The organism is Peribacillus psychrosaccharolyticus ATCC 23296 (genome assembly GCF_000305495.1).
Classification (GTDB): Bacteria; Bacillota; Bacilli; order Bacillales; family DSM-1321; genus Peribacillus; species Peribacillus psychrosaccharolyticus.
In genome coordinates, this window is the sequence record NZ_AJTN02000159.1 from 1 (window position 1) to 19,047 (window position 19,047).

The following is a 19,047-nucleotide window of genomic DNA, read 5'->3' on the forward strand; positions in this document are numbered from 1 at the left end:
CTTTCTTGATAATAACGAATGACATCTTCTGTTTGCTGTTCAAATATATGTTGAATACTCGAAAGTTCTTTTTTCATTCGTTGCACTTCTTCACCAATTGACTGGATTTGTTTAAATTCCTGCAGTGCATATAACTGCTGTTCAATTTCCTGACATTTTTCAATTTCAGACTGCAGAAGCAAGAGTTTATCCATTGTCTTAAGTTGTTCATTAATCAATCGATCAAATTCTTCCATTCCCCGCACCTCACAAACATTTTATTTTCCTCTTAGCTATGTATTCTTTTATTCATCGAAATTTCCTTTAAGAGATATTGTAGAGTGAATAGAACCTTTGTCGAAGGATGAATAGAACAGCAAAAAGGACATCCTGTAAAAGGATGCCCTTTCAACCCATTCAGTTTATGATTGGCCTTTATTTGATTCAGCTTGTTGGTTTTGTTTTTTACTTTTTGGACATCAGTCTGACTTGCAAATTCAGTGCCATATTGCCCTTGGCTTGATTGACTTGAATTAGCTGCTTTTTGGTTTTGGCTTTTTACTTCTTGAGCATTAGTTTGACTCGCAAACTCAGTCCCATATTGGCCTGCGTTTTGTTTTTGTACTTGTCCGATATCAGTACCTGATTTTGTTTTCTTAGCCATTTGAAATCACCTCCACGCTAATTAAGATTACCTGAAGTGTGAAAACATATGCTTTTTATTTTTGTTAAATATTGGTATACGTTAAACCAACAGCGAAATTCCACCATCGACAATTAATGTTTGACCGCGAATCATACTGGATTCATCAGATAATAGGAACATAATTGTATTAACCATATCTTCTACCTCAACCATTCGCCCTGCTGGTGTTTGTAAAGCTGCTTCAGCAAGCATTTCAGCGCGATTTGGGAAGGACTTTAGTGCATCTGTATCAATCACTCCGCCAGACACTGCATTTACACAAATATTCATCTTCGAAAGCTCCACAGCTAAATAACGAGTTAACGCTTCGAGCGCAGCCTTAGAAACTCCAACCGCCGTATAGTTTTCAAGATAACGAATAGATCCTAGTGAACTAATTCCAACTATTTTACCGCCGCCATTGCGTTCCATCAGCTTAGCTGCTTCTTGAGCACAAAATAAAAATGCCTTACCGTTAATATCCATTGTCCAATCCCAATGTGATTCCTCAAGCTCCATTAAAGGACGCTGAACTCCAGAAGCCGCATTATTAACTAATACATCCAGTCTTCCATACACTTCATCAATTTGTTCAAACATAGCTTTTATTTTGGTCACATCACCCACATTTGCTTTGACTACGAGGGCTTTTCTCCCAAGTGCCTCAATTTCTGCAGCCACCTCTAACGCCTTCGTTTTGCTACGTGCATAATTGATGACTAAATCATAGCCTTCTTCTGCCAGCTTGATTGCAGTTCTTTTACCAAGTCCTTTAGAGCTTCCTGTTACTAAGGCAACTTTTTGTTCCATGTTTACTCATCCTTTCATAGTGGAAAACCAAGTATAAAGAATCGATTATTGTAAAAAATAAGAAAAAAGAAATGGAGTGGTACGTATGTATGTAGGACGTGACATGACGGAATTATCCATGATGCCCAAATCAGAATGGGATAAAAGTGAGCTCGCTTACTTTCATCATTCCCTCCAACAAATGGTACCCTATTTGAATCAAGAAGGACAGAGCATTCATAAAGAAATAGTTAAAGAAATTGAAAACCGTGGAGGGCTTGAACGACAAGAAGCAGATTACACCCATGGTACAGTTGTAAGCGGTGATTAACTTACGCCGCGAATCTCAAGCTATGCTAAGACTGTCGAATCCTCGACAGTCTTTTTTATGTCTAGATTTACCTGGCAGCTTCCGAACAATGTCAGCTCACTCTTGGGTCTGCACAAAATAGAGGTGAAATAGTAAAGTTCTTAAGCTGCCTTTGGGGTCAATGTCTGTATTTCTAAAAAAAGATAAAACCTTGCAAAAGGCTTTATCTTTGTTCTAAATATGCTTTTAGCATTTTTTGATGTGATACCGGAAACGCTAATTCTTCAAGTTCCACTGTATTTACCCACTTATAATGATTTTCAGCTAATTTTCTTCCATCGATTTCCGTATCAATCATCCCTGCAAAAGTATCGACATTCCAAACAAGATGAGAAAAAACGTGATCAATTTTGGTAATATGTTGTTGAATGACTGGAATTACCCCAAGCAAGGCTTTGAATTCTGCTTGGAAAAATTCTCGTTTTGGAAGCAACGATGTATGAATCTCGAAATTAGGAAATTCCCATAGATTAGCTAACAAACCTTCGCTCGGACGTTTATGGATCAGGTATTCGCCCTTCTCATTAGTAATAATGGCTGACACGAGTGGAATAGTACGGCTCTTTTTCACTTTAATCTTAATGGGCAATTCAGTTTGTACACCCTCTTCAAATGCTTGACAATGCTGCTGTACAGGACATAGTAAACACGCTGGATTACTTGGCTTACATATTAATGCCCCTAGTTCCATCAAAGCTTGATTAAAGAATGACGGATTATCATGATCAATCAACTCGCGAACCGCTGCTTCAAAAACTTTACGAGTCTTCGGCTTAGCGATGTCTTCTTTAATTAATAAAATTCTCGACAGAACCCTCATCACATTACCATCTACAGCGGGCTCAGGTTTCCCGTAAGCTATGCTTAAGATGGCTCCGGCAGTATAAGGACCTACCCCTTTTAATTTTGCAATTTCTTCTGGAGTATCAGGAACCTCGCCATTATAGGCTGCTCTCACTTCTCGGGCTGCAGTCTGAAGATTACGAACCCGCGAATAATACCCTAACCCTTCCCATGCCTTTAAAATTCGTTCTTCTTCTGCATCTGCAAACTCCTCAAGAGTAGGAAACCACTCCATAAACCGATTATAAAAAGGAATAACCGTATCAACACGTGTCTGCTGAAGCATAATTTCTGAAACCCAAACTCGATAAGGATCTTTATTCTTCCGCCAAGGTAAATCACGCTGTTCACGCTCAAACCAAGATATCAAATCGTTCTGAAATTCAGCTATATTTATTTTTTTTGCATAAAAAAACTCTAGATCATTCACATTTTTGCCTCCAAGAAGTTAAACTAACCACATAATAGGGAATAATAAAGAAAAGCTGAAGCTGTCCTTTTAGCTCACGAAGGAAATAGGGAGAATTACTGCTTCCTTAATGAGCTGGATCGCAGTAAGGTGATATATATTTTTAGTGTATTTGTATTAAGTGTAATTCAAGGACAAAATATTTCATAATAATTTAATTTGGTTTGTTTTTCATAGTGCGATATGATTATTGTTGAAACATGTTGAATTCTGCAAGATAAGGGGGTTATTTCTTTTTGGATACTGGCACTCACTTTGTTATGGGAATTGCACTTGGAGGGCTTGCTGCCATAGACCCTGTTATCACAGATAGTTCTGTTACTGCACAGGCAGTGATGCTGGGAACCATTCTCGGATCACAAGCGCCCGATATTGATACAATTCTAAAATTAAAAAATAATGCTGTTTATATACGTAATCATCGGGGAATTACTCATTCCCTTCCGGCTGTATTACTTTGGCCGCTTCTAATTTCTGGTTTCATTTTTGTTTTACTTCCGGAATCAAATCTGCTCCATCTTTGGCTATGGACATTTCTGGCTGTCTTTCTCCATGTTTTTGTGGATATATTTAACGCATATGGGACGCAGGCATTGAGGCCGATTTCTTCTCGTTGGGTGGCTCTTGGGGTAATTAATACCTTTGATCCCTTTATCTTTGGCATTCATGTTGCCGGATTAACATTATGGGGCTTTGGATTCCCGCCCACTTACACATTTTTGACCATGTATTTGTTTATTTTCATTTACTATATTGCTCGTTTTCGAGAACAATCTCTTGTTAAACGCGCTGTCCGTCAGCAAATTCCCGACGCACGGAAGATTACTCTTTCACCGACGATGCGCTATCATCGATGGAGAATTGCTGTAACAAGTGAAAAGCATTATTACGTGGCCGTTTCAGAAAATGGCTATGTGACTATACTCGATACATTCGATCGTATTCCATTGCCTAAAAGCGAGATTCTTCATGCTGCTAAGGCCGATATTAACTTGGCTGCTTTTCTGTCGTTTTCACCAGTATACCGTTGGGAAATAGAAATGCTAGAGGATTATGTTGAAGTTCGTTTTATCGATTTGCGCTATCGTAGTAATGGCTTTTATCCATTCGTTGCAGTGGTGCATCTTGACCGTAATGATTTAACTATTAAAAACTCATTTACAGGCTGGATATTCAGTGAAGCGAAACTGCGAAAGAAACTCAATTTGATCCCATTTTAATGGGCTGAATCCATTGATTCAGCCCTGTTTTTCATTTTTAATGAAATTTGTCCTGCTGCTTCAATAAGTGTTCATATTTAGGGTTATTGGCTAAGAACTCGTGAAGACTTTTCCCATGATTATCAATCCATTGCAAAACGACCCTTGATGTCATTTCTTCACCTGCGTATTTATAACCTGCTTTTGCATAAGTAGCTTCAAAATCTTCCCATAAGAGTTCAACCCAAGTTAATGCCTGTTGATAGGATACGTGATCATTTATGTCCAATAATCGTTTGGTCAGTCTTTCTTGGTAGTCATTCACAATAATCCTCCTTCCGTCTTTCCAGTATTTTTCCTTCGGTTTTTCTCATAGTTGCCACTCTACTGCTTATACTAATAGTACAAACAAAGAACTTAAAAACGTGAGAGGATGTAATCCATGAGGAATAAAGCTAAAAACTTCCCTAATCAATCCACTAATAAATTCGAAGGTGAGCCTCGAGCTAAACCAGCCTATGCTTCTAAACGGGCAGATGGATCAACCAATACTCATCCACAAGAACGAATGAAAGCTTCAAATGAAAGAACAGAATAGGTTTAGTTTTAGTCGAAGTCCAGTATTATTCCTGGGCTTCTTTTAATTCTTTCATAGCAACCAGCATAGAAATAGGTAAGGCTTCTTCATTTCTTCCCCCGCTTAACCGGTAACCCCAAGCAAAAATTCCATTTAAGTATTCAATCTTATAGTAAGCACCAGGGTCACCATCAATCTGATAAATCTCTCCTGGCTTAAAGTCATCGGGATTAAGTAAATATGATTTAGCCATTATGGCTTTACGTTCAAGTACAGCATATTCATTCACCATTCCGAGCTGTTCTGCTTTACGTGCTTTTTCATGAAGACCTGCAATTTCCTGCTGCAGTTCATATCGTGTCAACTGACTGTATCTCTTCTCTTCCATTCATTCTTCACCTCATTTTTAAAATATAGCACAATACGTTATTCAAAGTACTCATCTCTGTCTAAATACCTCGAAATCAGCTCCATTGGGAAGCCTTTCCGGAATAAAGCTTGTTTCATCTTCTGTTCGTATTCAAAGCCCTGGTAAGCCTTGTAACGCCGTTCTAATTTCTCTCCATGATAAATTAATGAATTCCATTCTTCTTCGCTATCCTTTTCAACGGTAACCTCTTGCAATGCCGCGACAATAATATCTCTAGGATAGCCCTTTCGCATTAACACTTGATCCAGCTTCTGCTGTAGGGATCGCTCAGATAGGTTTTTTTCTTTTTTATTGATTTCTCTGCCTGCTGTTTAGCATGTTCAATTTGAAGATCAATCGGGTATTCAAGGATAGCCTTTTCAATCAGCTTCTCACTAATTCCTTTTTCCTTTAATTCCTGGCGAATCACGATGGGGCCCTTATTTCCCCCATTCGCATGTGTTCTAACAAATGCGCGGGCAAATTCAAGATCATCCAGATATTTATAATGATAAAGCTTATGAATAGCCTCTTGAATTATCGCATCATCCACTTCTTTTTTTCGTAAATACATGCGTACTTCAGATTCTGAACGCATTCGATGGGATAAATAATGTAAAGACTGCGTAAAAGCTTTTTGAATATCATCATGCATTTGAATATCTGCAAGATCGAATTCATCTAATTCTTTACCTTTTTTTAAATCGAACTTTATTAAAACCTCTTCGTCTACACTAAAGGCATATTTATCAGCAATAAAGATATTATATCGGTCCAGCCTCTTTTTTTGGACTGAAATTCTTGAAATGACTGCCATCAACATCACCTCCTACTGATACTCTACCACATTCTAAAGAAGGGTTATCTTGATTTAAATCGAATTAAATGACATAGAACATCAATGATAGTAAACTACTACCAAATAAAGGAGTGATGGCGCGTGAAAATTGCTATTGCAGGCGGCAGCGGTTTTGTCGGAACTGCTCTTATAGACGCTTTGCTTAAAGAAGAACATGACCTTTATATATTGACTCGTAACCCGGAAAAATACACTCAGACAAAAAATCTTCATTATATAAAATGGCTTAATAAAGATGCCGTACCAGAGAAAAATCTTAAAGGGCTTGATATATTTATTAATCTCGCAGGAGAATCATTAAACAGCGGGCGCTGGACAAAGAATAGAAAACGGAGAATTGTAGAAAGCCGTATTGAAACAACTAAGGAAATGAATCGGATATTAGGAACCTTAGAACAGAAGATAAGTTTAGTTATTAATGCGAGTGCAATTGGTTATTATGGTACTTCAGAACAAGGTACTTTTACTGAAGATAATGAAACAACAGCAAAAGATTTTCTCTCTCGAACCGTTCAACTCTGGGAGAAGGAGGCTCGGAAAGCACGTGCTTTCAGCCACCGAGTTGTCTTTACCAGATTTGGACTGATACTTGGTCAAACGCAAGGTGCGCTGCCGACAATAGTACTGCCTTACAAGTTATTTGCCGGTGGAACTATTGGAAACGGCAGCCAAATACTCTCATGGATACATATTCAAGACGTTGCAGGAGCAATTTTATTTTGTATTCATCATTCTGAAATCTCTGGACCTGTGAACTTTACTGCACCACAACAAGTAACAATGAGGGAATTTGGCCATTCCATCAGTAAAACAATCAATCGACCTCACTGGTTTCCAGTACCAGCTTTTGTACTAAAAGTCGTCTTAGGAGAAATGAGTATTCTCGTGCTGGAAGGACAAAAGGTGCACCCACAAGTACTAGAAAAGTCTCATTATCCCTTCCGCTACGCCACATTGAACGTGGCCTTAAATGATTTACTAAAAAAATAATAAAGTGAGTATGATTATCCAGCCTGTGGAAAAAATAGGAATAGAAAGACATCCCGATTCAATTTTTTACTAGGACTAGCTCACATAAGGAGATGAAAAGATGGACAGCAAAAAGCGTGATAAGATGAAAAATTCCTTAAACTCAACTCAATCTGTACTTTATGATCGCGAATTTAGAAAGGCAGACCGTGCTGGAGGATTTACCGAGAAAAAAGGACGCCGCTAAAATCTTGGTTTTAATTCCCTGTGATAAAACCCTACAATTTTGGAGAAATTGAAGATGAGATGATTCAATCATTTCAAATTCTTGTTTGGGGTGTTGTCGAATGGGACAAAACAAAATACACTTAGAGCGAATTGAGAATACACAGAAATTGCTCAAAGATCCAACAAGTATGAAGAGTGATGGACATGACATTGAATTTTCTCAAGAACTAGCTGATCGGGATGACATTATTGCTCAACAACGTTCCAAAGCCGCGGACGAACGTGCAAAGAAATAAACGAAAGAAACCAGGGCATCTTATGCACCTGGTTTCTTTCATTTACACCTTAACGATTGTGTGTAATGTGGATAAGTTTGGAGTTTGTTGGTTCTAAAGACTTACGTCTGTCTTTTTATCCACTGCAATTATTTGTATATTATGGATAACTCTGTGGACAATATGGATAATTCTGAAAATTCATGGATTTACAAATGTTTTGCTTGTGGATAGTTTATTACATTTTTAAATACTAACGTCTTCCACACGTTTACGGAGCATAAACTTTTGAACTTTACCACTCGCATTTCGCGGCAGCTCTTCACAGAAGATATAGTTTCTTGGGCGTTTATAATTGGCTAAGGTATCGCTGTTTTTGCACCAATCTTCTAATTCATCTTCCGTTAGTGCCGGATTCTTTCTTACAACAAAAGCAATCACTTTTTCACCCCAGTGGCTGTCTGGCTGACCAATAACAGCACAATCTAGTACCCCTTCATGACCAAAAAGTGTATCTTCAACTTCCCTGGGATACACATTTTCACCGCCGGATATGATCATATCATCCACGCGGTCTTTCACATAGAGATAGCCTTCTTCATCAAGGTATCCAATATCCCCTGAATGATACCAGCCTTTATAGAGTGCTTTTTCACTTGCTTCTTTACGTTCAAAATAGCCGCTCATCATACAAGGGCCTTTAACCAGAATTTCTCCTGTCTCACCTGCAGACAAAACATCTGACGGCTCAGAAGGTCCTTCTTCATTAGGTCGAACAATAATTAACTCATGTTCAGGACAAACCTTCCCCGCAGATCCTGCTTTACGTATTTGATCCTCAGCCAAAAGCAGCGTTACGGCTGGGCCCATTTCTGTCATTCCATAGGCTTGTTTCAAGGAAACCCCTAATTTCTCTTCACAAGCAAGAACAAGGTTTGGTGCCATTGGCGCTGCACCGTATAAACCGTTTATCAAACTGTCTAATTGGTAGTTAGACAAATTCTCTTGAAGAAGCATATTCCACATCGTCGGGGCTGCAAAAAAAATGCTGATCTGTTCTTGTTCAATGAGTTCAAGAACCTTTTTGGCATTAAATTGATGGAGAATCACATTCTTTGCTCCTTTCTGAACCCTTGGAAGGAACGCACAATGCAATTCTGCACAATGGAACATCGGTGCTGTAATCAACCCTATATCTTCTTCACTATACTTGAATGCTTCGATTAATATTCTACTCTGAGAAACCATATCTTTATGAAGATGCATAACCCCTTTTGGCCTTCCTGTGGTTCCACTCGTATACATAATGGCATATAAATCGTCAGCTGTTATCTCTTCTTGGGGATAAAAACTAGGTGCCGCATCTGTTTTTTCCTGATAGCTTGCAGCATATTCAGGTACATCTTCATCAATATACCAAAAGGCCGTTTCTGGAAAACGTTTCTCCACACTCGCTACAACCGGGGCTAATGCTTCTTCAAATATAACCACTTTAGGGCGTGCATCATCCAGAATGAAGCCGACTTCTTCTGCCTGTAATCGAAAGTTAATTGGATTAAAGACCGCACCAATCTTAGCACAGGCAAAGAAGGTAGTAGCCAGCTCTTCATTATTAAATAGAAAAGTAGATACCCGGTCGCCTTTTCTCACGCCTTCCGCCGCTAAGGCATTAATAAGGGCATTAACCCGGTCATTCCACTCGCTATAGGTGTACCTTCGGTTTCTCCGCACATCATATATTGCCTCCTTGTTAGGAAATATTTCTACTGTCTGATCAAATAACTGCCCGATTGTTTCCGACATTCAGCTTCCCCCTTACCGAGTTTAGTTTAACCTTTCGATAATCGTAGCATTTGCCATGCCATTTCCTTCACACATGGTTTGCAAACCATAGCGGCCGCCTGTACGTTCCAATTCGTGCATCATAGATACCATCAAACGTGCCCCGCTGCCTCCAAGTGGATGACCCAATGCGATTGCACCCCCATTTGGATTAAGCTTTGCTGGATCCGCTCCTGTTTCCTTCAACCAAGCAAGTGGTACTGGTGCGAATGCTTCATTTACTTCAAAGATATCTATCTCATCTATCGTTAATCCGCTTTTTTGGAGAGCTTTCTCTGTTGCTGGAATCGGCCCTGTTAACATTAAGGTCGGATCCGAACCGACGACTACCCGTGTATGAACCTTAAACCTTGGCTTTAAGCCTAATTCTTCCGCCTTACTCCGTTCCATAAGCAATAAAGCCGCAGCACCATCGCTAATCTGACTTGAGTTTCCGGCATGAATTAATCCGTCTTCTTTAAAAACCGTTCTTAACCCGCTCAGCACTTCAAGCGAAGTCCCCTTTCTTGGTCCTGAATCCTCTGTAACTTCTATACTTTCTCCATCTTCATTAAGGACGGATACTGGAATAATCTCTTTTTGAAAATATCCTTCACTCTGAGCACGCAATGCTTTTTGATGGCTCTCAACTGAAAACTGATCACACTCTTCACGAGTCAAATTATACATTTCAGCAATTCGTTCTGCAGACACACCTTGATTGATTAGTTCGTATTTTTCCTTCAGCTTTGAACTACGGTCAGCTCCTTGATAATTAGAACCCATAGGAACTCTTGACATGTTCTCTACACCACCTGCAACTACGACATCCATATCACCAGCAAGAATTGCCTGCGCAGCAAAATGAACGGCTTGTTGACTTGACCCACATTGGCGGTCAATGGTTGTACCAGGTACTTCAATCGGGTATCCTGCTATCAAAGCTGCTACCCTAGCGATATCTCCAGCTTGTTCACCGGATTGAGAAACACAGCCAAGAATGACATCCTCTATCATTCCTGAATCAATTCCTGTCCTCTTAACGAGTTCCTTTAACACTTCTGCAGCTAAATCATCTGGACGATAGTCCTTAAATACCCCATTTCTTCTACCTACAGGTGTTCTTAAGCCTTCTACAATCACTACTTCACGCATCTAATCTCTCCCCTTCTTTCTAATTTACAAGCCAATATTCTTAGCGATAATTTTTTTCATAATTTCGTTCGTTCCAGCATAGATACTAGCCACCGGAATATCACGATATCTTCTCGCAATTTTGTATTCCTCCATATAACCGTATCCACCATGCAGCTGCATACACTCAATAGAAATCTTTCTCGCCGTTTCCGTAAGTTTATACTTAGCCATAGAAACGTTTGTCACGATGTTCTCCTCCGCCAAATGCCTTGCAATTAATTGATCAAGAAACACGCGGCCCATTTCAATATCCGCTGCCATTTCAGCCATCTTAAACTGCGTATTTTGAAATTCACTGATAGGCTTTCCAAACGCTTCACAGCTTTTCACATACTTCATTGTTTCATTAAACATTTCTTCTGCTGATACTTGAGCATCAATAGCTACGATTAGACGCTCTTGCTGGAGCTTCTCCATTAAATAACTAAACCCTTTGCCCTCTTCACCAAGTAAATTCTGTTTGGGAACAATACAATCTTCAAAAATAAGCTCTGCTGTATCCTGACTATGTAATCCAACCTTATTTAATTTTCTTCCCCGTGAAAAACCTTTCGCATCTCTCTCTACAACCAGCAGACTAACTCCCTTATGTTTTGGAACAGCATTCGGATCTGTTTTACAAGCCACAATCACTAAATCAGCATGAATACCGTTGGTAATAAACGTTTTCTGACCGTTTAAGATATAGTTCTCACCATCAAGAACAGCCGTTGTCTTGATATTAGCGAGATCAGATCCTGTTCCTGGTTCGGTCATGGCAATGGCTGAAATCAATTTACCTGCAGCACATTCTGGCAGCCAGCGCTGCTTCTGTTCCTTCGTCCCAAAGGAAGATAAATAGGGAACTACAATATCACTATGCAGCCCAATCCCGACTAAACCTGAGCCGACTCTTTCTAATTCTTCATTGATAATCACTGAATATCCCCAGTCAGCGCTATACCCGCCATACTGCTCATCCAAATCAGGACATAAAAACCCTTGCTCGCCCATCTTCTCCCAAAATGTTCGCGGGATGATTCGATTCTCTTCCCATTCATCATAAAAAGGATATGCTTCTTTCTCAAGGAACTTTCGAAAGGATTTTCTAAATAAATGATGTTCTTCTGTCATATACGGATGCTCCACTCAATCATTCTCCTTCATATTATTGTAAGCGCTTTCTATTCTGCTGAAAAATATAAGACCGACAGCTTTTCATACTACTTTGACTCTAATAGTACCAAATTCCAAGAAAATTATCATCCTATTTATTCCATATAAGGAATATAAAAATAGCCCTGCTAGCATTTAAAGCGCTAGAGGGCTCAGCTATATAAATTTGTCGAAGAAAGTAATCCTCATAATATACCTTCTTCTTTTAAGATAATCTCAAGAGCATCTACAATTTCCGGATCATAGTGCGTGCCTGACATCCGCTTTATTTCTTCCATTGCATATTGTGGAGTAAAGGCCTTACGATATGAACGGTCTTCTGTCATAGCGTCATAAGTATCTGTAACTGCTATAATTTTAGCTTCTAACAGAATCTCATGTTCTTTTAAACCATGGGGATACCCAGAGCCATTCAATCGTTCATGATGCTGTTCTATAATCGGCGCCAAGTAGTTATAAGTTGTGTCTAATACAAGGTCGGCACCATCACCAGGATGTTTTTTTATAATATTAAACTCTTCTTTCGTCAATTTTCCTGGTTTGTTCAGAATATCAATTGGCGTTTTCATTTTCCCTATATCATGTAGCTCTGAAGCAATATATAAATCCTGAAGTCTTTCTGATTTAAGGTTTAACTTTTTTGCTATTTTGATCGCATAAAATGTTACTCTTTCACTATGTCTAAATGTATAAGGGTCCTTTTCTTCTACTTTTCTAATCATACTCTGTAATCTAGTTCTATCTGTACTAATTTGTTGAAAAGTTGGCTCGGTAATAATCCATAAATAAGTAACATCAGTGTTAGCTAAAAAATAAACAGGCTGTTTTAATCCTTTTACTGAGCAATAATCATTTGCACCTAGAATAGTTATTTGCCCATCTTGCTCACATTCAATTTCGCCAGATAATATATATATAAACTCCATTACATCTGGGTTTTCACTAGGATAAAGATAAAATAATTTATCTTTATAAACAGTTTGCAGCATAATATCAACATTATCATTGCGAGCTAAAAGAAACAGCTGATTAGAATATTCATAGATTTTTTCGACAAATGCACCGTTTTTAAATAATTTAAATCCTTCCACATCTAAACTCCTTTTACAGCAATATAAAAACGAGTTCTTTATCCTTACGAATTAGAACTCGTTGTATATTATACCTTATTAGGTAAATATTTCACACGTAAAATTATGTCCCTACCACCTGAATAGGGTCAATCCACACCCATTTATGACCGATTTTTACATATTTCCATGAACATTCAGCAGTTACACCTAGTTCTGCAGCTTGAGCAATTGTGTCAGCTGTCATTTGTCTTGTTAAGATATCTAAAACATTAATTAATGTATCTAGCTCACTTTGATACTGTGCAGTGCGCTCTGAGAAGTATGTTGATTCCTTGCTTAACTTTTCAACTACAAGTGCAATTTCAGAAGAGATGCTGTCTAATTTTTGATTAAGCTCAGTCTTTTTACTTTCATCTTCTGCAGCACGAAGTTTTTCTTCATACTTCATTTGTTCTGAGTAAAGAGAACCTAATTTTGCTGTTCCTTTTTCTTTACTAATATCATTAATGTACGCATTAAGCAGGGTGTCTGCTTCTACCACTGTCTTATCAATTTCTCCATCAATTAATACATTTGCCTGGTCTATTAAATCTAAAGCTTTTTGGGTATCGCCATTTTCTGCTGCTAAAGCGCCCGAACCGAACGAAAACGAGAGAAAAAGAGCGAATAAAATAGCTACACTTTTCTTAAACATTGGTATCCCCCTATATATTTGTATTTTTTTCCATTGTATACTGTGCTTCTTCATTTTTTCTACATCTTTCTTACTAATAATGTGAACATATTGTAAAAAAAAAGGTATTTTAGACTAGTTCACACAAAAAAAAAGACGTTAAAGTGAAGAAATACACTATCCAACATCTCTTGTATCGGTTAGAAAGTTGTTTTATTTATACCATTTAGTATAAAATACACAAAAAGTTACCATAAATTTGGTGAAGCTACAGCATTCGACGGTTCCAAAATGTATAATTAATTTATAAAGATTAAGTCTATATAAAAGGACTGGTGATGGAGATGACCTTTACCAAAATTTTAGTTGCCTTTGATGAATCTGATTTAGCGCTTAAATCATTAGAACAAGCAATTGATTTAGCAAAAGGAAAACCTGAAATCGAAATATATGTCGTACATTCTGTCACAATGCCTGCTAATTATGCTGTTTCTGCCCATTTAATTGCTCAAATCAAAGATTCCATACATGTTTATGGAAAAGAAATCTTAGCAAAAGCTGAGGAGAAGCTGGCTGTTCTTCCAAACAAAACAGAAGTATTTTTAAGAGAAGGATCTTCTATTCATACAATTCTTGAGGAAGCCAAAAGACACGATTGTGATTTAATAGTCATGGGCAGCCGTGGTCTTAGCGGTATAAAGGAATTTCTCGGCAGTGTTAGTCACTATGTTGTCCAAAACTCCCCTGTACCTGTATTACTAGTGAAATAATAAAACTATTCGAGTCTGGCTGCCGCCAGGCTCTTTTTAGTGTCAACTCTGTCTCATTTACAAAGAGCTACTAATTCGGTTAAAATATTGGTTAGTGTATAGAGAAGCGAGGGAACTACAGTGGATATCAAGCATTTACAATATTTTATTGAGGTAGCGAACTATAATAGTTTCACTCGTGCAGCCGATCATTTATTTATTACTCAGCCTACGATCAGTAAGATGATTAAAAATCTAGAAAATGATCTTGGTGTCGAACTCTTTGATCGCTCCGGTAAAAAACTTTCACTTACGGATGCAGGGAGAGTTGTTTATGAACAAGCTCTGTTAATTAATAAAGCATTTAATAACCTTGAAACCGAGATGGATAATCTTCTGGGACTAAAAAAGGGACATATCCGAATTGGTTTACCCCCGATTATTGACTCCACTTTCTTTCCAAAGCTAATTGGCCGCTTTCACCAAAAGTACCCTAACATTACCTTCCAGCTTATCGAGGATGGTTCAAAAAAGATTGAAGAATCAGTTGCGGATGATTCCCTCGATATTGGAATCATCATGTTACCGACCAATCCAAATCTCTTCCATCACGTTTCTTTTATAAAGGAAGATTTAAAACTAATTCTACATCCGACACATCCCTTCGCCAGCAAACAAAGCGTACATTTAGCTGACCTAAAAGATGAAAATTTCATCATGTTTAATAAAGAATATGCTTTGCGCGATTTAATCATCTCTTCATGCAATCGAGCAGGCTTTAATCCTAGAATTATGTCTGAGAGCTCAAGATGGGATTTTATTGAGGAATTAGTTGCATGTAAAATGGGAGTTGCTCTGCTGCCAGAAAGTATTTGCAAGCAGCTGTCCAATCAAGTTCAAGCAGTAGAAATAACGAACCCCTCTCTAGATTGGAATTTGGGTATTATTTGGCGTAAAGAGCAATACTTATCCTATGCGGCTAAAGAATGGCTTCGCTTTATGATTGAAACCATTTCTCCTGATAGTTGTGAAGTCAATAAGCTATAATCCATGAAAGACGGCGCACTTCACACAAGCGCCGTCTTTTAATATTCAAAATTTTCATACATGAAAGCAATTACATAGATAAAAGCTATACCCCGTATAAATTTTAACCATTTTACTTACCCTACTGATGAGGGTAAACTAGTTAGTGTAAAAGATTTTTGAACTTTACTCACTTGAGTAGTCCTCACCTATGATGTAACAGGAAAGGAACATATCATGAATACAAGAAAAGCAAAAGAAAGCAGAATTGTTAATACAGATCAAGTTTTAACTTGTGATTTAAATAATTATAATACTCTTTTTGGCGGCGTATTAATGCGTAAGCTTGATACGGTTGCTACATTATCAGCACGTAGACATTCAAGAGTTAAAGAATGTGTAACAGCTTCAACAGATTCAATCGATTTCTTATGCCCGATTCACCAAACAGATTCTGTCTGTGTTGAATCATTTGTATCTTATACAGGTACAAGCTCAATGGAAATCTTCTGTAAAGTTATTGCAGAAGATATGATGACTGGTGAACGCCGTATTGCAGCTACAGCATTCTTAACATTTGTAGCTCTTGGAGAAGACAAGCGTCCTGTTAAAGTTCCACAAGTTGAGCCAGAAACTGAAGAAGAACAGCTTCTATTCAACACTGGACAAGAACGTGCAGAAGTTCGTAAAGCAAGAAAGAAAAAAAGCAAAGAACTTGCTTCAAAAATTCCATTAACTAAGCCTTGGGATTATTAATCTGAGGTATTGACTAAGCAAGGCACATTTTGTGTCTTGCTTTTTAAAAAGAAGGGGGATAAAACATGATAACGATTTCTAGCTCTGAGCAATTAATAAAGGCAAAAGAAGCATTAGATTCCTCTAAATTAGCACATCCGCTTACTTTTGAGAAACTGATTCACATTATTAATCTTACTCGTACACTACAATTTAAATATCATTATATGGGGTCTCTTTTAATGAATGAAGATTCTAGCCAGTATTATCCGTCCTTAGTTCCCGCTTCCGTTCTTGATTTATATCAACAAGAAATTCAAAAATTTAAAGATATGCCTGATTCTGCAGAGGTACTGAAATTGTTTGCTGCTTATCAATCAATTGGATATGCTAAACTTAGTCTACTTATCCTCGGAAAGAGTCCAGAATCTTTACTTGGGGCTTTAGTGATTAAGTAAACAAAAAAATCTCAGAATTAGCTGAGATTTTTTTATTTATAGAACTTTACTTAGAAATGATTTAGTTCGTTCATTCTGTGGATTTTCAAATAATTCCACTGGACTATTTTCCTCTACAATTACCCCTTCATCCATAAATATAACCCGATCGCCTACTTCTTTAGCAAATCCCATTTCATGTGTAACAACTACCATTGTCATTCCCTCAGCCGCTAGCTGCTTCATAACTTCTAATACCTCGCCAACCATTTCGGGATCTAGAGCTGATGTTGGCTCATCAAACAGCATGATTTTCGGTTCCATGGCTAATGCCCTTGCAATAGCAACCCTTTGCTTTTGGCCGCCCGACAGGGAATTAGGATAGGCTTCCGCTTTATCAGACAGCCCAACCTTCTTCAGTAGTTCTAGCCCTCTTGAACGGGCTTCTTCCTTTGATATTTTCCTTACTTTTAACGGAGCAAGCATTACATTTTGGAGCACACTTTTATGGGGAAATAGATTAAAATGTTGAAAAACCATTCCTACTTCTGTACGAATATCGTTAATATTTACACTTTTATCGGTTGTATTTGTACCTTCTATAAAGACCTTTCCACCTGTAATCGTCTCTAACTGATTAATACATCGTAAAAAAGTTGATTTACCTGAACCTGATGGACCAATCACGACGACCACCTCTGATGGAGAAACCGTAACATTTATATCCTTTAAGACCTCATTTTTGCCAAATGTCTTTTTTAAATTTTCTACTTTAATCATTCTGTCTCAAGCCTTCTTTCTAAACGATTTAATAAGAAGCTCATGGATAGGGTTAAGATTAAATAGATAATTGCAGCGGCTAAATAAGGTTCCCAAATTCGATAATATTGACTCGCCATTGCTCTTCCCCAATACATCAGTTCAGGCGCAGCAATCACCGCAGCAAGTGATGAATCCTTAATGAGTACCACAAATTCATTGCCGAGCGGCGGGATCATCCGTTTCGATGCCTGCGGCAATACAACATACCGCATGGCTTGCACATGGGTCATGCCTAATGACCGAGCACCTTCCATCTGCCCCTTATCGATTGACTGAATTCCTGCTCGAAAAATCTCTGCAATATAAGCACCAGCATTGAGAGACAAAGCAATAATCGTAGCAATTACTCCATTTGTTTCTCCTGTAAAGAAGGGAACTACACCTAAATGGATTAGAAGAATCTGCACGAATAAAGGTGTTCCCCGAAAAAAAGCAATATAGCATTTAAATGGAAAGGATAGAAGTTTATTTCTCATCATCTTCCCTAATCCAATACCTAATCCTAAAACTGTCCCAATTAAAATACTGATCAATGATAAGCCAATTGTTAATAAAGTCCCCTTCCAAAGATAGGGAGCATATTCCATAATGATATCCCAGCGAAAATCCATTGTCCGCCTCCCTTTCAGCCAAAAAACTGCGTAACCAATTAACAGCAGCTACGCATTCAGAATATTATTGCTGGGATTTTAATGTTTCAATATCTGGCTCTGTGCCAAACCACTCTTTATAAATTTTCGCATATGTCCCATTTTCATAAAGCGTGTTAATTGCTTTATTAAACTCTTCAATCAGCTTACTATCTTTCGGAAATAAAACACCATAATACTCTTTTTCAAACACTGCATCTTCCACTACAGTAAACCCCTCATCCGGATTGTTTTTTGCATATTCTTCTACTACAGCATTATCAGCCACTACGGCATCGGCGCCCCCGCTTTTCAGCTCTAATATGGCTAAATTATTATTTTCAAACTGCTTGATATTTTCATTGTTTTTACCTACAATCGATTCCGTTGCAGCTTGTCCAGTTGTTCCCGTTTGGACAGCAACTTTCTTCCCTTTAAGGTCTTCTGCTGATTTAATAGCACTATCCTTAGGAACTAGAATTTTGTTTGTGGAAATAAAGTATGGAAAAGAGAAATCATACGTTTGTTTACGTTCATCATTAATGGTAACAGCTGAAACAGCTGCATCAGCACGCTTACTTTTTATTTCTTCGAATAATGGCTCCCAGGCCACATGCTCAACCTCGGACTTATAACCCGCTTCTTTTGCAACAGCCGCAATAAAATCAACATCGAAACCGACGAGTTTACCTTTATCTCTAAATTCAAAAGGAGGATACTCTGCATCGGTCACCACCCTTAATGTTTTTTCCTTTTCTTCAGAGCCAGATTTCTCCGAATTACCACATCCCGTTACAAGCAATAAACTTGAAATCGCTATCCCTAAAAATAGCCCTAATCTCTTCTTCATAATGATCCCCCTGGCTTCATAATTAAATTATTATTCTGAAAATTCTTTTTTTTACTTAAATGGTATTATACTCATTCTTGATTATATATTCAATAAAATTCCAACAAATTCCTTTAAAGTTTGGTTAATGATAGAAAAGATCATCTCCCTTATTTATTTTTCAAGGCATAGATATACTTTCTAAGACTTGAAAGACGACAATTTTTTACTAAAAAAAATAAGCAGAGAA

The 19,047-nt window shown here is 37.9% G+C and carries 25 protein-coding genes and 1 pseudogene; 10 read left to right on the forward strand and 16 right to left on the reverse strand.

The window, feature by feature from the left end:
- From WYK_RS07665 to fabL, 3 genes and pseudogenes are all read right to left on the reverse strand, one after another.
- The coding region (locus WYK_RS07665) for a YgaB family protein (protein ID WP_040373952.1) at nucleotides 1-236 on the reverse strand (236 nt) is incomplete at its 3' end.
- A 165-nt stretch (nucleotides 237-401) separates the two neighbouring features.
- Nucleotides 402-643 (reverse strand): annotated as a pseudogene (locus WYK_RS25565) (gamma-type small acid-soluble spore protein).
- Between the two features lie 81 nt (nucleotides 644-724).
- Nucleotides 725-1,474 (reverse strand): enoyl-[acyl-carrier-protein] reductase FabL, encoded by a 750-nt coding sequence (gene fabL, locus WYK_RS07675; RefSeq protein ID WP_040373953.1) that lies wholly within the window; start codon nucleotides 1,472-1,474, stop codon nucleotides 725-727.
- Nucleotides 1,475-1,559: 85 nt separating this feature from the next.
- On the opposite strand from fabL, the gene WYK_RS07680 reads away from it, so the two are divergent.
- A complete protein-coding gene (locus WYK_RS07680; RefSeq protein WP_040373954.1) occupies nucleotides 1,560-1,784 on the forward strand; it encodes a hypothetical protein in 225 nt (74 codons plus the stop codon).
- A gap of 202 nt (nucleotides 1,785-1,986) precedes the next feature.
- Here WYK_RS07680 and mutY read toward each other — a convergent pair whose 3' ends face one another.
- Entirely contained in the window at nucleotides 1,987-3,096 is a 1,110-nt protein-coding gene (gene mutY / locus WYK_RS07685; RefSeq protein ID WP_081704813.1) for an A/G-specific adenine glycosylase, read from the reverse strand.
- Between the two features lie 275 nt (nucleotides 3,097-3,371).
- Here mutY and WYK_RS07690 point away from each other — a divergent pair, with 275 nt between their 5' ends.
- Nucleotides 3,372-4,355: a metal-dependent hydrolase gene (locus WYK_RS07690; RefSeq protein WP_040373955.1), complete on the forward strand. Its 984-nt coding sequence runs from the start codon at nucleotides 3,372-3,374 to the stop codon at nucleotides 4,353-4,355.
- Between the two features lie 37 nt (nucleotides 4,356-4,392).
- Here the strand turns inward: WYK_RS07690 and WYK_RS07695 are convergent, their stop codons facing one another.
- A complete protein-coding gene (locus WYK_RS07695; RefSeq protein ID WP_040373956.1) occupies nucleotides 4,393-4,659 on the reverse strand; it encodes a YfhJ family protein in 267 nt (88 codons plus the stop codon).
- Nucleotides 4,660-4,776: 117 nt separating this feature from the next.
- Here WYK_RS07695 and WYK_RS07700 point away from each other — a divergent pair, with 117 nt between their 5' ends.
- On the forward strand, nucleotides 4,777-4,932 hold the full coding sequence (locus WYK_RS07700) for a small, acid-soluble spore protein K (protein ID WP_040373957.1): 156 nt from the start codon (nucleotides 4,777-4,779) through the stop codon (nucleotides 4,930-4,932).
- Between the two features lie 25 nt (nucleotides 4,933-4,957).
- On the opposite strand, the gene WYK_RS07705 is transcribed toward WYK_RS07700, so the two are convergent.
- Genes WYK_RS07705 through WYK_RS07710 form a run of 3 tightly spaced genes read right to left on the reverse strand, consistent with a single transcriptional unit; the run spans nucleotide 4,958 to nucleotide 6,137 of the window.
- Nucleotides 4,958-5,299 carry a YfhH family protein gene (locus WYK_RS07705; RefSeq protein WP_040373958.1) on the reverse strand — a complete coding sequence of 114 codons (342 nt, stop codon included), beginning with the start codon at nucleotides 5,297-5,299 and terminating at the stop codon, nucleotides 4,958-4,960.
- Nucleotides 5,300-5,337: 38 nt separating this feature from the next.
- Nucleotides 5,338-5,574: a regulatory protein RecX gene (locus tag WYK_RS26140; RefSeq protein ID WP_412769696.1), complete on the reverse strand. Its 237-nt coding sequence runs from the start codon at nucleotides 5,572-5,574 to the stop codon at nucleotides 5,338-5,340.
- On the reverse strand, nucleotides 5,574-6,137 hold the full coding sequence (locus WYK_RS07710; protein WP_328286272.1) for a RecX family transcriptional regulator: 564 nt from the start codon (nucleotides 6,135-6,137) through the stop codon (nucleotides 5,574-5,576). Before WYK_RS07710 ends, WYK_RS26140 begins: the two co-directional genes overlap by 1 nt.
- Nucleotides 6,138-6,260: 123 nt before the next feature.
- On the opposite strand from WYK_RS07710, the gene WYK_RS07715 reads away from it, so the two are divergent.
- The 3 genes from WYK_RS07715 to WYK_RS23875 all read left to right on the forward strand — a co-directional run bounded on the left by WYK_RS07715 (nucleotide 6,261) and on the right by WYK_RS23875 (nucleotide 7,672).
- Nucleotides 6,261-7,169, forward strand: coding sequence for a TIGR01777 family oxidoreductase (locus WYK_RS07715; protein ID WP_040373959.1), 909 nt, complete (start codon nucleotides 6,261-6,263; stop codon nucleotides 7,167-7,169).
- A 100-nt stretch (nucleotides 7,170-7,269) separates the two neighbouring features.
- Entirely contained in the window at nucleotides 7,270-7,395 is a 126-nt protein-coding gene (locus WYK_RS23870; protein WP_081704814.1) for a YfhE family protein, read from the forward strand.
- Between the two features lie 100 nt (nucleotides 7,396-7,495).
- A complete protein-coding gene (locus tag WYK_RS23875; protein WP_081704815.1) occupies nucleotides 7,496-7,672 on the forward strand; it encodes a YfhD family protein in 177 nt (58 codons plus the stop codon).
- Nucleotides 7,673-7,897: 225 nt separating this feature from the next.
- Here the strand turns inward: WYK_RS23875 and WYK_RS07720 are convergent, their stop codons facing one another.
- The 5 genes from WYK_RS07720 to WYK_RS07740 all read right to left on the reverse strand — a co-directional run bounded on the left by WYK_RS07720 (nucleotide 7,898) and on the right by WYK_RS07740 (nucleotide 13,591).
- A complete protein-coding gene (locus WYK_RS07720; RefSeq protein ID WP_040373960.1) occupies nucleotides 7,898-9,454 on the reverse strand; it encodes a fatty acid--CoA ligase in 1,557 nt (518 codons plus the stop codon).
- 21 nt (nucleotides 9,455-9,475) lie between these two features.
- Entirely contained in the window at nucleotides 9,476-10,627 is a 1,152-nt protein-coding gene (locus WYK_RS07725; protein ID WP_040373961.1) for a thiolase family protein, read from the reverse strand.
- 24 nt (nucleotides 10,628-10,651) lie between these two features.
- Entirely contained in the window at nucleotides 10,652-11,782 is a 1,131-nt protein-coding gene (locus tag WYK_RS07730) for an acyl-CoA dehydrogenase family protein (RefSeq protein WP_040373972.1), read from the reverse strand.
- A gap of 227 nt (nucleotides 11,783-12,009) precedes the next feature.
- Nucleotides 12,010-12,915, reverse strand: a complete 906-nt coding sequence (locus WYK_RS07735; protein ID WP_040373962.1) for an HD domain-containing phosphohydrolase — start codon at nucleotides 12,913-12,915, stop codon at nucleotides 12,010-12,012.
- Nucleotides 12,916-13,018: 103 nt separating this feature from the next.
- Entirely contained in the window at nucleotides 13,019-13,591 is a 573-nt protein-coding gene (locus tag WYK_RS07740; RefSeq protein ID WP_040373963.1) for a hypothetical protein, read from the reverse strand.
- Between the two features lie 317 nt (nucleotides 13,592-13,908).
- Here WYK_RS07740 and WYK_RS07745 point away from each other — a divergent pair, with 317 nt between their 5' ends.
- The 4 genes from WYK_RS07745 to WYK_RS07760 all read left to right on the forward strand — a co-directional run bounded on the left by WYK_RS07745 (nucleotide 13,909) and on the right by WYK_RS07760 (nucleotide 16,538).
- Nucleotides 13,909-14,340 carry a universal stress protein gene (locus WYK_RS07745; protein WP_235782467.1) on the forward strand — a complete coding sequence of 144 codons (432 nt, stop codon included), beginning with the start codon at nucleotides 13,909-13,911 and terminating at the stop codon, nucleotides 14,338-14,340.
- 120 nt (nucleotides 14,341-14,460) lie between these two features.
- The gene (cidR, locus tag WYK_RS07750; protein ID WP_040373964.1) at nucleotides 14,461-15,366 is read left to right on the forward strand and encodes a cidABC operon transcriptional activator CidR; all 906 of its coding nucleotides are present in this window, start codon (nucleotides 14,461-14,463) and stop codon (nucleotides 15,364-15,366) included.
- Between the two features lie 216 nt (nucleotides 15,367-15,582).
- Nucleotides 15,583-16,101 carry an acyl-CoA thioesterase gene (locus tag WYK_RS07755; protein ID WP_040373965.1) on the forward strand — a complete coding sequence of 173 codons (519 nt, stop codon included), beginning with the start codon at nucleotides 15,583-15,585 and terminating at the stop codon, nucleotides 16,099-16,101.
- A 65-nt stretch (nucleotides 16,102-16,166) separates the two neighbouring features.
- Nucleotides 16,167-16,538: a hypothetical protein gene (locus tag WYK_RS07760; RefSeq protein WP_040373966.1), complete on the forward strand. Its 372-nt coding sequence runs from the start codon at nucleotides 16,167-16,169 to the stop codon at nucleotides 16,536-16,538.
- 36 nt (nucleotides 16,539-16,574) lie between these two features.
- Here WYK_RS07760 and WYK_RS07765 read toward each other — a convergent pair whose 3' ends face one another.
- From WYK_RS07765 to WYK_RS07775, 3 genes are all read right to left on the reverse strand, one after another.
- Nucleotides 16,575-17,297, reverse strand: a complete 723-nt coding sequence (locus tag WYK_RS07765) for an amino acid ABC transporter ATP-binding protein (RefSeq protein ID WP_040373967.1) — start codon at nucleotides 17,295-17,297, stop codon at nucleotides 16,575-16,577.
- On the reverse strand, nucleotides 17,294-17,950 hold the full coding sequence (locus tag WYK_RS07770; RefSeq protein WP_040373968.1) for an amino acid ABC transporter permease: 657 nt from the start codon (nucleotides 17,948-17,950) through the stop codon (nucleotides 17,294-17,296). Before WYK_RS07770 ends, WYK_RS07765 begins: the two co-directional genes overlap by 4 nt.
- A gap of 64 nt (nucleotides 17,951-18,014) precedes the next feature.
- Nucleotides 18,015-18,818 (reverse strand): basic amino acid ABC transporter substrate-binding protein, encoded by an 804-nt coding sequence (locus tag WYK_RS07775; RefSeq protein WP_040373969.1) that lies wholly within the window; start codon nucleotides 18,816-18,818, stop codon nucleotides 18,015-18,017.
- Nucleotides 18,819-19,047 lie beyond the last annotated feature (229 nt).